Below are 13,852 nucleotides of genomic sequence, written 5' to 3'. Positions count from 1 at the left end.
AGCAGTGATCAGACTAGAGCCCGTATCGCCGACGCGTAAGGGGCTACGGCCGACTCGTTCACGATGTGACCAGTGCGATAGGTGTACATAGCATGATCGCTACCCGCCCGAGAGCCGCGCACACCGCGAATTCCCAGGCCAGAGACCGTGTCACGAACCGCCCGACCCCGGAACGCCACGCTCCGCATTTGCTCCGACACCCACCCGGACAGCCGACAGGGCGCCGGCCCCCACGGGAGCCGGCGCCCTGACCGGACGCTCGGAAACGGCCGCCGCGCACCGCGGCCGCCGGCGTCCTACTTCTTCGACTTCGCTTCGCCGTCGGAGTCCGAGGACAGCACCGCGATGAAGGCCTCCTGCGGCACCTCGACGCTGCCGACCATCTTCATCCGCTTCTTGCCTTCCTTCTGCTTCTCCAGCAGCTTCCGCTTACGGGAGATGTCGCCGCCGTAGCACTTGGCGAGCACGTCCTTGCGGATGGCACGAATGGTCTCGCGGGAGATGACCCGGCTGCCGATGGCGGCCTGGACCGGGATCTCGAAGGCCTGCCGCGGGATCAGCTCGCGCAGCTTGGCGACCAGCCGCACGCCGTACGCGTACGCCTTGTCCCTGTGCGTGATCGCGGAGAACGCGTCGACCTTGTCGCCGTGCAGCAGGATGTCGACCTTCACCAGGTCGGCGGCCTGCTCGCCGGTGGGCTCGTAATCCAGCGAGGCGTAGCCGCGCGTCTTGGACTTGAGGGCGTCGAAGAAGTCGAAGACGACCTCGGCGAGCGGCAGGGTGTAGCGGATCTCGACCCGGTCCTCGGAGAGGTAGTCCATGCCGAGCAGCACACCGCGGCGGTTCTGGCACAGCTCCATGATCGAGCCGATGAACTCGCTCGGCGCCAGGAGCGTCGCCCGGACGACCGGCTCGTGCACCTTGTCGATCTTGCCGGTCGGGAACTCGCTGGGGTTGGTGACGATGTGCTCGGCGCCGTCCTCCATGTCCACGCGGTAGACGACGTTCGGCGCGGTGGCGATCAGGTCGAGCCCGAACTCACGCTCCAGGCGCTCGCGGACGACCTCCAGGTGCAGCAGGCCGAGGAAGCCGACGCGGAAGCCGAAGCCGAGGGCCGCGGAGGTCTCCGGCTCGTAGACCAGCGCGGCGTCGTTGAGCTGGAGCTTGTCCAGCGCCTCGCGCAGCTCCGGGTAGTCCGACCCGTCCAGCGGGTACAGCCCCGAGAACACCATCGGCTTGGGGTCCTTGTAGCCGCCCAGCGCCTCGGTCGCACCCTGGTTGAGGGTGGTGATGGTGTCACCGACCTTGGACTGGCGGACGTCCTTCACACCGGTGATGAGATAGCCCACCTCACCCACGGACAGGCCGTCGGCGGCCTTCATCTCCGGGGAGTTGGTGCCGATCTCCAGCAGCTCGTGGGTGGCGCCGGTGGACATCATCCGGATGCGCTCACGCCTGTTCAGCGTGCCGTCGACGACCTTCACATACGTCACGACACCCCGGTACGCGTCGTAGACCGAGTCGAAGATCATCGCGCGGGCGGGCGCGTCCTTCACGCCGACCGGGGCGGGGACCTCGCGCACCACCTTGTCCAGCAGCTCGGCCACACCGACGCCCGTCTTGGCGGACACCCGCAGCACGTCCTCGGGCTCGCAGCCGACGAGGTTCGCCAGCTCCGCGGCGAACTTCTCGGGCTGTGCGGCCGGCAGGTCGATCTTGTTGAGGACGGGAATGATCGTGAGGTCGTTCTCCATCGCCAGGTAGAGGTTGGCGAGAGTCTGGGCCTCGATCCCCTGAGCTGCGTCGACCAGGAGGATGCAGCCCTCGCACGCGGCGAGCGAGCGGGACACCTCGTAGGTGAAGTCGACGTGGCCCGGGGTGTCGATCATGTTGAGGATGTGGGTCGTGCCACTGTCCTCCTCGCCCTCCGAGGGGGCCCAGGGCAGCCGGACCGCCTGGGACTTGATCGTGATGCCACGCTCGCGCTCGATGTCCATGCGGTCGAGGTACTGCGCGCGCATCTGCCGCTGGTCGACGACACCGGTCAGCTGGAGCATCCGGTCGGCGAGCGTCGACTTGCCGTGGTCGATGTGCGCGATGATGCAGAAGTTACGGAGGAGAGCCGGGTTTGTACGGCTCGGCTCCGGCACGTTCGTAGGTGTCGCGGGCACGCAGGGTCCATTCAGTGAACGCGGGTAGGCGGGACTCGAATCCGAGGTCCTGCCCATGGTCCCATGAGCGCGGGCCCCGGTCCGGTTCGGTACGGCCGTCCCGGGCCGGTTTGGGGCGTCGAACGCCCTGCTGGTAGCCTGGTCCACTGCGCTTCGTGCCCTCTTTCCAGTGCGCGGCGCAATTCGAAACTCCAACGAACCTGAAAAGGCTCTTTCGTGGCGAACATCAAGTCCCAGATGAAGCGGATCAAGACCAACGAGAAGGCTCGTCAGCGCAACAAGGCTGTCAAGTCCACTCTGAAGACCGCGATCCGTCGCACCCGCGAGGCCGTGGAGGCCGGTGACCTGCAGAAGGCCACCGCCGCACAGGCCGCCGCTGCCAAGACGCTCGACAAGGCCGTCAGCAAGGGTGTCATCCACAAGAACGCCGCCGCCAACAAGAAGTCGGCGCTGGCCAAGAAGGTTTCCGGCCTCCAGGCCTGAACCTTCGACTACTGCACCACCCCGTAACACCCCTGCCGGCAGGGACCCAGCGGCCCCTCTCTCCGCTCCCTGACGGTGCACACCGCGCCGCACACGGCCTGCGTTCGCCACGCGGGTGCGGCGCACCCGGCTCGGCCGGCGGAATCCCGCCGAGGAGCCGCGAACGCTTGATGCGAAGGCCCCGCCTTTGCCCCTTCCCCGGGGCAGGCGGGGCCTTTCGTCATGCGGCACCGATGTACGGCGTCCGCTGACGGGGATCCCCCGGGAAGGGTGGGGCCCCTGTTGAGGGTGTCGGGCGTGGGGCATCTCGGCAGGGCCATGACCAGGGTTCCAGCGCCGCACGACGGGGTTCGTTGTCGGCGGGGTCCGATATTCTGCCGCCATGTCGATATCGGGGGAACAGCACAATCCCTACGCGCAACCACAGCCCAACCCCTACGGCCAGGTGCCCGCGCAGCAGAATCCGTACGCCCAGCAGGGCCCGCCGCAGGGAGCTCCGCACGGGCCTCCCGGCGGGTACGGCTATCCGGCACCGGGTGTTCCGGGCGCGCCCGCAGGGGCGCCGGGCGCTCCGGGCGGCTCGGGAGGCCGGGGCGCGTCCGGTTGGCTGTGGGCGGTCGGCGGCGCGTTCGCCGCCTCCGCGATGTGGGCGTCCGTGATGTTCGCCACCGGAGGCTTCGGCGGCTCCGAGGCCAGTCCGGACCTCGCCGGCTACTCCTATACCAGTGACCTGTGCGCGGACACCTCGATGACGCCCTTCGAGAACGCCGACTACCGCACGAAGCAGAACACCGGCACGGCAGCGAAGGACCCCAACCCGCAGCACAGTGGATCGCAGCAGCCCTCGCTCGACTCCATGTGGTGCAACATCTCGCTGGAGCAGAAGACCGCGAGCAGCTCCGACTACTCCTCGACGCTCGTCTACAACACCGCCACCCTGCACAAGAAGAGCGACCCGGGGCCGGAGTTCGGCGACGGCTACCGCGCCTACGAAAAGCAGGACACCTCGGTCGACTACCGCGTCGAGTCCGTCTCGGGTCTCGGCGACGAGGCCTACCTCGTGACGCGGAAGGACGAGGGCAGCAGCAGTAGCGGCTCGTATGTGATCCTCGGCGTCCGCGACGGCTGGATGACGTACCAGTCGACGTGGTCCAGTTACGCCTCCAGCAGCGCCGGCAAGCAGCCGAGCTCGGAGGAGGTCGCGACGATGCTGAAGAGCAGCGCGACGGAGACCCTCAGGCGGCTGCGCTAGGGCACGCCCGCTCAGTCCCTGGGGGCTGAGCGGTCCTGATCTTCCGCGCCGGGCCCGGGGCCCCTTGTGGATCATGCCGGGTGGCGGGGTCCTGCCTCAGCGGGAGGAGCGGGCCGCGCGGGCGATGGCCACGACGGCCTTCTCCAGTGCGTACTCAGGATCGTCCCCGCCGCCCTTGACGCCCGCGTCGGCCGCGGCCACCGCGATCAGCGCCGTCGCGACCCCGTCCGCCGACCAGCCGCGCATCTGCTGCCGGACCCGGTCGATCTTCCAGGGCGGCATGCCCAGATCGCGGGCGAGGTCGCCGGGGCGGGCGCCGCGCGGAGCGGACGCCAGCTTGCCGATGGCGCGGACGCCCTGCGCCAGCGCGCTGGTGATCATGACGGGGGCGACTCCGGTCGACATCGCCCAGCGCAACGCCTCCAGTGCTTCCGCTGCCCGCCCCTCCACGGCGCGGTCGGCGACCGTGAAGCTCGACGCCTCCGCCCGGCCCGTGTAGTAGCGCGCGACGACGGCCTCGTCGATCGTGCCCTCGATATCGGCGGTCAGCTGCGAACAGGCCGAAGCCAGCTCGCGCAGATCGCTGCCGATGGCATCGACCAGCGCCTGGCAGGCCTCCGGTGTCGCGGAGCGCCCCATCGCGCGGAACTCGGCGCGCACGAACGACAGCCGGTCGGCCGGCTTCGTCATCTTGGGGCAGGCCACCTCCCGCGCACCGGCCTTACGGGCGGCGTCCAGCAGGCCCTTGCCCTTGGCTCCGCCGGCATGCAGCAGCACGAGCGTGATCTCCTCGGCTGGCGCGCCGAGATAGCCCTTCACGTCCTTGATGGTGTCCGCGGACAGATCCTGGGCATTGCGCACCACCACGACCTTGCGCTCGGCGAAGAGCGAGGGGCTGGTCAGCTCGGCGAGGGTGCCGGGCTGCAGCTGATCCGAGGTGAGGTCGCGCACGTCGGTGTCGGCGTCGGCCGCGCGGGCGGCCGCCACCACCTGCTGCACGGCGCGGTCCAGCAGCAGGTCTTCCTGGCCCACCGCGAGCGTGACGGGGGCGAGGGGGTCGTCGTGTGCTGTCTTCCTGGCCATCGCGGAACAGCATCCCACGCCCCACTGACAGTCCGGCCCGCGAGCCGCGGGCCCGGCCCCGCACACAGCGCCCGGGGCCGCCCGGCATGACGGGCGGACCTTCCCGCCCCCTGGATACACCGCCCGGCCCGGTGCCCGGACGACGCTCCCGCTACCGGACAATGGCCGAGTGAGCGATGCACAACACCTGCGACACGTACTCGTACTCCCCGACCGCGATGCGGCGGAGGAGGTGGCCGAGGCGCTGTCCGAGCGGTTCGGCGTCACCGAGGAGCCGCAGCTCCTGCGCGACGCGCTGGCCGGCGAGGACGACGCCGAGGACGCGCAGTGGCTGGTGGTGGTCGAGGACCCGGCCGCCGCCTACGACCCGGCCCGGCTGGACGGCCTCGCGGCGGAGTACGAGGGCTGGCGCGAGGCGGAGTGAGCGAGCGGGCCGGGAGCCGGCGTTCGTGATGGACCAGCCGAGGCCGATGTCCCCTCGGCTCCGGAAGAGGAACCTGCCAGGCTCCGTACGTCGGCCCGGGTGGGGCGTGGCCAGTTCGGGCGTGGGGGTCAGTCCGGGCGTAGGAGCCGGCGCGGGTGTGGTGGTTGGCGCCGGTGCGGCGGCCTGCCCCGGTGTAGTGACCGGTTCGGGCGGGGTGGTCAGTTCGGGCGCGATGCTCAGTCCAGTTGGTAGTCGAAGGTGTACGGGACGGACGGTTCGCCGGGCTTGGCGGTGTAGCTGCCGGCTCCGCTGAGCGTGGCCAGGGCGCCGGCCCCTGATTCCGGTACGACCTCGAAGGTGCAGTGCACCGCCCCGTCGGGGTCGAACCACCCTCGCTCCTCGACGGCGAAGGTGCCCTCGCGCCCGTCGAGACTGCCGGTCAGCACCTGCATGCCGGTGAAAGTGCCGGTCTTCTCCGAGACGTAGACGATGCTGTACTCGCAGGTCGTCGCCGCGGCCGTGATGCCGCCGGAGAAGGCGTTGGTGACGGAGGCATGGGCGAGTTTCGGAGTCGCGTCGTCCGGGGTGACACTGCGCTCCTCCCAGTTGGCGAACGTGAAGTGGCCGGCGGTGGTGCGCGCGGGCAGGGGAGTCATGGAGTTCCTCTCGATCGGCCGGCCGGTCTCTTCCGTACGGCACGGGACAAGCCTGCACCCCGTACCTGACACCTCCTGTCAGGTACGGAAAGGACAATGGCTCTCATGCGTGCCGACCGGCTTCTGTCCCTGCTCCTGCTGCTCCAGAACCGCGGGCGGATGACCGCCCCTGAACTCGCCGCCGAACTGGAGGTGTCCGTCCGTACCGTCTACCGGGACATCGAGGCGCTCAGCTCGTCGGGCGTCCCGGTCCACGCGGATCGCGGTCCCGCGGGCGGCTATCGCCTGATGGACGGCTACCGCACGCGGCTGACCGGTCTCACCGACTCCGAGGCCGGGTCACTCTTCCTCGCCGGAGTGCCGGGACCGGCACAGGAGCTGGGCCTCGGCGCGGTGCTGGCGACCGCCCAACTCAAGTTGCAGGCCGCTCTTCCCGCCCAACTGGCCGACCGGGCACGGCGTATTCAGGACCGCTTCCACCTGGACGCACCGGCGTGGTTCCGGGCCGCCGACCCGGTTCCGCACTTGGCGCCCGTTGCCGAGGCGGTGTGGGAACAGCGTGTGCTGCGTGTCCACTACCGGCGTTGGGGCGGTGAGGTACACCGCGAGCTGCACCCGCTCGGCATCGTGCTCAAAGGCGGCATCTGGTATCTGGTGGCGCTGGCGGAAGAGGCCGTGCGGACGTATCGGATATCGCGCGTTCTGGATCTGGCCACCACCGGGGAAGGATTCGAGCGGCCGGCCGGATTCGATCTGGCTGCCTACTGGGAGGAATCCTCACGTCGTCTGGAAGCCGCGCTGCATCAGGGAACCGCTCTCCTGCGGATCTCACCGCTCGCGCAGCGGCTGCTTCCCGCGCAGTTCGGAGCGGCGGGCTCGCGTGCCCTCGCGGACGCCGGACCGCCGGACCCTCAGGGCTGGGTACAGGTGGAGATGCCGGTCGAGGCGCCGGCCGTCGCTGTCAGCGACCTGCTGCGCCTCGGCGCCGAGGCGGAGGTGCTCGGTCCGCCCGACCTGCGGAAGGCCATGACCGAGACCGTGACCGTACTGGCGCACCGGTACGCGGGCAGCGGCGGGCCAGTTGAGGACGGGGCGGTTGGTGCCGCAGTAGGCAAAGCCGTTGCCGGCGCGGCAGATGGAGGCATCTCAGGGGGTCGCGAGGCAGTTGATGGCGCGGCAGGCACAACCGTTGGTGGCGCGGTAGTTGAGGAGGGAGTGGGCCGTGGCGGGGCGGGCGTCACGGGGCCGGCCGGGGCTCCCGGTCCAGCGTGATGCCGAAGTGGTCGAGGTAGGCGGGGAGGACCTCGTCAGCACCGAGCTCACGCTCGTCGCGGGTGCCGTCGGCCCCGGTGCTCACGAGGGTGCGTCCGGACAGGGTGATCCGTCCCGTCTCCGTCAGCCGTGAACAGATCAGGCTCTGCGTGAAATGGGACGCGGGCGAGGTGCGGTGCCACCAGCAGCCCGCCCTGAAGTCGGCGAGCACACGCGGCCGTTGTTCGAGGCGGTACTGCGCGACGCCGTCACGGTAGACATCCAGATCGCCGTGGCCGTGGACGTCGCCTTCGCGGCTGCCCTCGCGGCCGGGTGCCGCCGCGGGAGCCTCCTCGATACGGAAGACCCCGCCCGGATCGGTCTGATCGGAACGGCTGTCCAGCCTCAGCGGGTAATGGCTGTGCTTGCCGAAGCCGACATCGGTCAGCAGCGGTCCATCGGGGGTCCGTACGCGCAGCGCGAGGTGGTCGTACGGGATGCCGAGGCCGTCGGGGCCGAAGACGCGGGCGGACAGCAGCTCGACGTCATAACCGAGGGCACCGAGCAGCGCGGCGAACGCGCCGTTGAGTTCATAGCAGAAGCCGCCGCGCCGGGCGCCGACGATCTTGTCCAGCAACGGCTGCTCCGCGAGCACGATCTCCTCGCCGAGGTGGATGGCGAGATTCTCGAACGGCACGGCACGCAGATGGCTCAGCTGCAGGATGCGGAGCGCATCGGCATCCGGGAACGCGGGGCGGTTGGCCTCGATCCGCTCCAGGTAGGCGTCGGCGGCGGCGGTGTCCATCAGCGGAGTGTCCTCATCGTCCGGAGTCTATGTGCCGGGAATCCGCCCTGGAGCCGGACACGGCCAGCGGTGGGTCTCTTATCCGCGTACGGCCGCCAGGGCCGGAACGGCGACGGGCGGGGCGGCGAGGGGCGAGGCGGCGAGGGGCCCGTGAGGGTACGGGGCCCGTGGGGCGGCGAGGGGCCCGTGGAGCGACGGGCTATGGGTGGACGAGCGGCTGGGCGACGGGCCGTGGGGCGACGGGCGGCTGGGCGACGGGCCATAGGGCGACGCTCGGTGGGGCGACGGCCCATGGGGCGGTGGGAGGCCGGCCGGCTGCCGGAGCGGTGGCCTCGGGTTGTCGTGGACAGCCGGTCGGGGGTGCCCAGGACCGCGAGGGCGCCGTCGGTGTCGGTGCGCAGCACCTGTGCGCCCTGGGCACGCAGCGCGGTGACGGTGCGCGGCGCCGGGTGGCCGTACGGGTTGTCCGCCCCCGTGGAGATCAGCGCCAGGCGCGGAGCCACTCTGCGTAGCAGTCCTGGGTCCTGATAGCCGGATCCGTGGTGCGCCACCTTGAGGACGTCGACGGGGCCCAGCTCCGGGTGCGCGGCCAACAGTGCCTGCTGGGCCGGTGGTTCGAGGTCGCCGAGCAGAAGGAGGGTGAGCCCGCCCGTATGAACGAGCAGCGTGACGCTGGCGTCGTTCGGACCGTGATCGGCGGGCGGCGGGAGGGCGGAGCCAGGGGCCCCGGGGGATCCGGGGGTCGTGGGCTCGGGTGCCGGTGGCCAGAGGACCTCCCAGGTCAGCGGGCCCAGGTGGCGCCGCTCCCCCGGTGTGGCACGGATGACCGGCACGCGTGCGGCAGCGGCCTGGCCATGAACGAACTCGGCCTGCCCCGCAGGCTCTTGGAGTGTCGTGGTCTCGATCGCGCCGACCGCACGGCCCCGCAGCACGCCAGGAAGACCGTCCACGTGGTCGGCGTGGAAGTGCGTGAGCACGAGAAGCGGGATACGGCGCACACCGAGGTCGGTGAGGCAGCGGTCGATGGCGCGGGGCTCGGGCCCGGTGTCCACGACCAGCGCCGTGCCGTCGCCCGCCGCCAGGACCAGGCCGTCCCCCTGCCCGACGTCACAGACCACGGCCCGCCAGCCGGGTGGTGGCCAACCGGTGAGAACGCGGGTGAACGGAGCGGGGCGCCAGATCGCCAGGACCAGCGCCAAGGCGCACAGCGCGCTCAGCCAGGGGCGGCGGAGCAGCCGGCGGCCCACCGTCGCCAGGGCGAGGGTCGCGGCCGCCAGCAGCAGCCCGCCCATCAGCCCGCCGGGCCACCCGAGGTCCGCACCCGGCAGCGCCGATCCCGTATGGGCAATGCCGGCGATCCACTCGGCCGGCCAGCCCGCACACCACGCGAGCGCCTGGGCCACGGGGGCCGCGGCCGGGGCGACGGCCAGGGCGGCGAAGCCCAGGACGGTGGCGGGCGCGACGGCCAGTTCGGCCAGCAGATTGCACGGCACCGCGACCAGGCCGACCCGGGCGGCGATCATCGCGACGACGGGTGCGCAGACCGCCTGTGCCGCGGCAGCGGCGGCGATCACCTCGGCGATCCGGGGCGGTACCCGGCGGCGCTGAAGGGCGGCACTCCAGCGGGGCGCGAGCAACAAGAGCGCCCCCGTTGCCAGTACGGAGAGCAGAAATCCGTAACTGCGGGCGAGCCAGGGGTCGTAGAGCACCAGCAGCAGAACGGCGGCCGCGAGCGCGGGCAGCAGCGTGCGGCGGCGTCCCGTGCCGATCGCGAGCAAGGTGATCAGCCCGCAAGCCGCGGCCCGCAGCACGCTCGGGTCCGGGCGGCACACGACCACGAAGGCCAGCGCGAGGCCGCCACCGATGACTGCCGTACCGCGCAGTGACAGGCGCAGGCGCGGTGCCAGTCCCCGTCGTTCGGCGCGGGACGCGAGATGGGGCGGGCCGATCAACAGGGCGAGCACGATCGTCAGATTGCTCCCGGACACGGCGAGCAGGTGGGTCAGGTCGGTGGCCCGAAAGGCGTCGTCGAGGTCGGGCGGCACCCGTGAGGTGTCACCGACGACAAGGCCGGGCAGCAGCGCACGGGCGTCGGGGCGCAGGCCGTCGGTGGCCGAGCGGAGGCCGGCGCGCAGGCTGCCGGCCATCCGTTGGAGGGCCGATGGCGCACCGGTCTTGCGCGGTGCACCCTCCGCGCTGACCCGTAAGACCGAGGCAACCTGATCGGACGGCGACATCGGTGGCGCGGCACGGGCCACCACCCGGATACGGGTCGACGGCAGCAAGCCGCGCCACGCCGCGGACGACCCACGGAGCGCCTCACCTCCGGACTTTCGCGGCACCTCCTGCGAGCCATTCGTCGCCCCCTGGGAAGATCCACCGCCTCTCTCCTTGCCGACGCCCCTCTTCTCCTCTCCCTCCCCCCTCGCGTCGTTGCCGCTCTGCTCCTCCCCGCCCCACTGCCCGTCTCCGCTCCTCTGCTCGTCTCCGCTCCCGCGCTCCTTGCCGTCCTTCTTCGCCTCCCTGCCGTGGTGCTGTACGACGACCAGGGCCGGGGTACGGACGGAAGTGACGGCGCCGTCCGGCGTGGTGACGCGAAGGGCGTCGGCCGTGAACACCAATGACGGGGGCGTCCGTTGGGACCCCCGCACCTTCGGGCGGGTCACGCGTGGATCACCGGTCACCTCCAGCTCCACCGTCACCTGGGCATACCGCTGGGCCCAGGCGGGCAGCGGGCCACGCCGCAGATCCGCCGCGTGCAGCGCCGATGATGCCGCCCCCGCCGCCGCGCACAGCAGCACCGCCGCCACGGCCACCAGCGCACCGGCCGACCAAAGACGAGGCCCACGAAGCCGCACGGGGCCGGGACCAGGACCAGAGCCGGGGCCAGGCTGCGGTTCACTCGCCCCCTCCCTCCGCTCCGTTCGGCGGCGCGCCACGGCCGCACCCCACGCGAGAGCCGCCAGGACGAGGGCCAGGGCACAGGCCACCGCCACCGCCTCTCCCGGCGCGCCCAGCCCGATCGCGGCAGCCGCCCAGGCGGCGAGCGCGGGCGCGACGAGCCGGAGGTCGGCGGGGCCTTCCTGGTGGGGATCGGAGGCGCCGTGCGGTGACGGGGCGGTGGCGTGCACCGTGGCACGGTGCGTAGCGCCGGACGCGGCGCGGGTCGTGGTCACGGCTGCACCAGCGGCCGCAGGTCGGCGAACCGTCGGTCGCCGATGCCGGTCACCTGACGGAGCTGGTCCACCGACGTGAACCCGCCGTGCTGGTTGCGGAATTCGATGATGTGCCGGGCCAGGACAGGGCCCACCCCGGGCAGGGTGTCGAGTTGCTGCTCGGTCGCCGTGCTGAGGCTCACCGGACCGCTCGGACCGCCCTGCCCTCCCGGGCCGGCCCCAGCGCCCGACGGCCCGTTCGCCGTACCGCCGGCGGCCCCGTCACCGGCATCGGCCCCCGGGCCGGCCGCCCCCGCTCCCGTCCCTTCACCCCCGACCACGATCTGTTCACCGTCGGCCAGCAGGCGGGCTCGATTCAGTCCCCTGACGCTCGCACCCCGCAGCACACCGCCGGCGGCCTGCAGCGCATCGGTGACCCGGGAGCCGGCGGGAAGCCGGTGAATTCCCGGGCGGCGGACCTTGCCCGTGACATCGATGACCAGTTGCCGTCCCGCTCCGCCCTGCCCGCCGCCCGGCGCCCCCGCGGGCGGCGGCAGCGATGACGGCTGCGAGGAAGCGGCCGAAGAGGGAGGGAAGTTGCGGTGAGGATCCCCTGCCCCGCGGTCGGCCACCGGGGCGCGTACCGGCTCGGGGCCCGCGGCCCAGAAGTGCTGGACGGCGAAGCCGACGGCCACCACGAGCACCAGAGCCAGGGCGGCAAGTGCCTTCGGGTCGGTGCCGCACCGTAACTGCACCCACAGCGGGAGGCGTTCGCGCACCGCCAGCCGCGCACGCTCCCAGCGCCGGGCCGGACCGCCCCAGGGGGCATCCTCGGGCGGGCCCGCCCGATCGCGAGAAGGGCCTGGCAGACCCTCCCAAGAACGCGGTGAGGCCCTCGGACTCGGCGGGGTGCCTTCGTTGAGACGGGTTGGGGCGTCCCGGACACTCGGTGGGGCGCCTTCCCCAGGACTCGGCCCAGGGCTCGCCCCAGCACTCGGCCCAGGGCTCGCCCCAGGACTCGCCCCAGGACTCGGTGGGTCGCCCGGCTGCGGACTCCGTGGGGCGCCTTCCCGGGGATTCCACGGAGCGTCCTCCCGGGGACCCGGCGGACCGCCGCCTTCCCATGTACTCGACCGGTCATCTCCCTGGGACCTCGGGGGATCCTGGCGGCGCCGGGGAGGTTCCGTTGCATCGGGCGGCAGGGTCGCCGGGCCCGGGGCCGTCGCACCGGTGGCCCCGGCGGCGTCGAAGAGGGCCGCTGCCCGCACCCGTAAGGCGTCCGCCTCGCCCTGGCGCCGGTCGGCACGCCGCGCCCCAGGCCCGCTGCGAGGCCTCGGTCCTCGCGCCCGGCCACGGGCAGGCGAGCCGGCCCCGGCCACCCGCGCCTCATCAACACGGTCCGGAGCAGGCCGAACAGAGCCCACGCGCGGAGCGAAGAGAGCCGGCGGGTCAGAGTCGGCGGAGGGAGCGGAGGGCGCTGTCGGAACGGTTCGAGTCGTCATGGCAACTGACCGTAAGCACCTCGCGCGGATCCCGCCGAGCGCACTCAATTTCCGTGGACGACCGGCCCATTGTGGATAACTCCGTCACCCACAGGACGCCCGGCAGACCCGTTCAACGCGGTGACACCACAGCCCCCAGCAGTCCCGGCCCGGTGTGCGCGCCGATCACCGCGCCCACCTCGCTCACATGCAGCTCGTGCAGTCCGGGCACCCGCTCCCTGAGCCGCTGGGCCAGCGCGTCCGCGCGTTCCGCCGCCGCGAGATGATGCACCGCGATGTCGACCTGCCCCTCCCCCGCCCGCTCCTCGGCGATCTCCTCAAGCCGCGCGATGGCCTTGGACGCCGTACGGACCTTCTCCAGAAGTTCGATCCGCCCGTCGGCCAGTTGGAGGATCGGCTTCACGGCGAGCGCCGAGCCCAGCAGCGCCTGGGCGGCGCCGATCCGCCCGCCGCGCCGCAGATAGTCGAGCGTGTCGACGTAGAAGTAGGCCGAGGTGCCGGCCGCGCGCTTCTCCGCCGCGGCCACCGCCTCGTCGATGTCCCCACCGGCCTCCGCCGTCTCCGCCGCTGCGAGGGCGCAGAACCCGAGGGCCATCGCGACCATGCCGGTGTCCACGACACGTACGGGCACCGGGGCTTCCTTGGCCGCGAGTACCGCGGCGTCGTAGGTGCCGGAGAACTCCGAGGAGAGGTGGAGCGAGACGATGCCGGTCGCGCCGGACGCCGCGACCGCCCGGTAGGTGTCCGCGAACGCCTCGGGGCTGGGCCGGGAGGTGGTCACGGACCGGCGCTTCTGGAGCGCCTGGGCGACGGATCTCGCGGAGATCTCGGTGCCCTCTTCCAGGGCCTGGTCCCCCAGGACGACGGTCAGTGGTACGGCCGTGATGCGGTGGCGTTCGATCGCCGTCCGCGGCAGGTAGGCCGTGGAATCGGTGACGATCGCGACATGGCGGGACATGACTGGGAGGTTATCCGGGGTTGCCCACGCCCGACAGTGCGGGCCCCTCCTCAAGATCCTCCCGGTATGGCCAAGGCTCCGCCAAGAGCCTCTGCCTCCACTGTCCACACGC

Annotated in this window: 10 protein-coding genes and 1 pseudogene; 4 read left to right on the top strand and 7 right to left on the bottom strand. The window is 71.9% G+C overall.

Features of this window, described 5'->3' with window-relative positions; all coding sequences use genetic code 11:
* Positions 1–296 precede the first annotated feature (296 nt).
* Positions 297–2,171, bottom strand: coding sequence for a translation elongation factor 4 (gene lepA, locus ACIRQ7_RS13635; RefSeq protein WP_404262359.1), 1,875 nt, complete (start codon positions 2,169–2,171; stop codon positions 297–299).
* Positions 2,172–2,387: 216 nt separating this feature from the next.
* Between lepA and rpsT the strand changes: the two genes are divergently transcribed.
* Both rpsT and ACIRQ7_RS13625 read left to right on the top strand, forming a co-directional pair.
* Complete coding sequence (gene rpsT / locus ACIRQ7_RS13630) at positions 2,388–2,654, top strand: 30S ribosomal protein S20 (RefSeq protein ID WP_401471560.1); 267 nt, start codon at positions 2,388–2,390, stop codon at positions 2,652–2,654.
* A gap of 382 nt (positions 2,655–3,036) precedes the next feature.
* Positions 3,037–3,906, top strand: coding sequence for a hypothetical protein (locus tag ACIRQ7_RS13625; protein ID WP_404262357.1), 870 nt, complete (start codon positions 3,037–3,039; stop codon positions 3,904–3,906).
* 96 nt (positions 3,907–4,002) lie between these two features.
* Here ACIRQ7_RS13625 and holA read toward each other — a convergent pair whose 3' ends face one another.
* Positions 4,003–4,989 (bottom strand): DNA polymerase III subunit delta, encoded by a 987-nt coding sequence (holA, locus tag ACIRQ7_RS13620; RefSeq protein WP_404262356.1) that lies wholly within the window; start codon positions 4,987–4,989, stop codon positions 4,003–4,005.
* A gap of 169 nt (positions 4,990–5,158) precedes the next feature.
* Here holA and ACIRQ7_RS13615 point away from each other — a divergent pair, with 169 nt between their 5' ends.
* Positions 5,159–5,413, top strand: a complete 255-nt coding sequence (locus ACIRQ7_RS13615) for a hypothetical protein (protein ID WP_401471551.1) — start codon at positions 5,159–5,161, stop codon at positions 5,411–5,413.
* A gap of 236 nt (positions 5,414–5,649) precedes the next feature.
* Here the strand turns inward: ACIRQ7_RS13615 and ACIRQ7_RS13610 are convergent, their stop codons facing one another.
* Complete coding sequence (locus ACIRQ7_RS13610; protein WP_404262354.1) at positions 5,650–6,069, bottom strand: DUF3224 domain-containing protein; 420 nt, start codon at positions 6,067–6,069, stop codon at positions 5,650–5,652.
* A gap of 105 nt (positions 6,070–6,174) precedes the next feature.
* On the opposite strand from ACIRQ7_RS13610, the pseudogene ACIRQ7_RS13605 reads away from it, so the two are divergent.
* Positions 6,175–7,134, top strand: a pseudogene (locus tag ACIRQ7_RS13605) (helix-turn-helix transcriptional regulator); the annotation flags it as partial.
* A gap of 172 nt (positions 7,135–7,306) precedes the next feature.
* On the opposite strand, the gene ACIRQ7_RS13600 reads toward ACIRQ7_RS13605, so the two are convergent.
* The 4 genes from ACIRQ7_RS13600 to ACIRQ7_RS13585 all read right to left on the bottom strand — a co-directional run bounded on the left by ACIRQ7_RS13600 (position 7,307) and on the right by ACIRQ7_RS13585 (position 13,740).
* Positions 7,307–8,125 (bottom strand): arylamine N-acetyltransferase, encoded by an 819-nt coding sequence (locus ACIRQ7_RS13600; RefSeq protein ID WP_404262353.1) that lies wholly within the window; start codon positions 8,123–8,125, stop codon positions 7,307–7,309.
* Positions 8,125–11,301 carry a ComEC/Rec2 family competence protein gene (locus ACIRQ7_RS13595; protein ID WP_404262352.1) on the bottom strand — a complete coding sequence of 1,059 codons (3,177 nt, stop codon included), beginning with the start codon at positions 11,299–11,301 and terminating at the stop codon, positions 8,125–8,127. The genes ACIRQ7_RS13600 and ACIRQ7_RS13595 overlap by 1 nt, the downstream gene beginning before the upstream one ends.
* Positions 11,298–12,059 carry a helix-hairpin-helix domain-containing protein gene (locus tag ACIRQ7_RS13590; RefSeq protein WP_404262351.1) on the bottom strand — a complete coding sequence of 254 codons (762 nt, stop codon included), beginning with the start codon at positions 12,057–12,059 and terminating at the stop codon, positions 11,298–11,300. The genes ACIRQ7_RS13595 and ACIRQ7_RS13590 overlap by 4 nt, the downstream gene beginning before the upstream one ends.
* Before the next feature lie 835 nt (positions 12,060–12,894).
* Positions 12,895–13,740 carry a DegV family protein gene (locus tag ACIRQ7_RS13585; protein WP_404262350.1) on the bottom strand — a complete coding sequence of 282 codons (846 nt, stop codon included), beginning with the start codon at positions 13,738–13,740 and terminating at the stop codon, positions 12,895–12,897.
* Positions 13,741–13,852: the final 112 nt, after the last annotated feature.

Source organism: Streptomyces sp. NPDC101393 (genome assembly GCF_044767385.1).
Taxonomy (GTDB): Bacteria; Actinomycetota; Actinomycetes; order Streptomycetales; family Streptomycetaceae; genus Streptomyces.
Note: the sequence above shows the minus strand (reverse complement) of the source record. Positions and strands in the feature narration are given on the sequence as shown.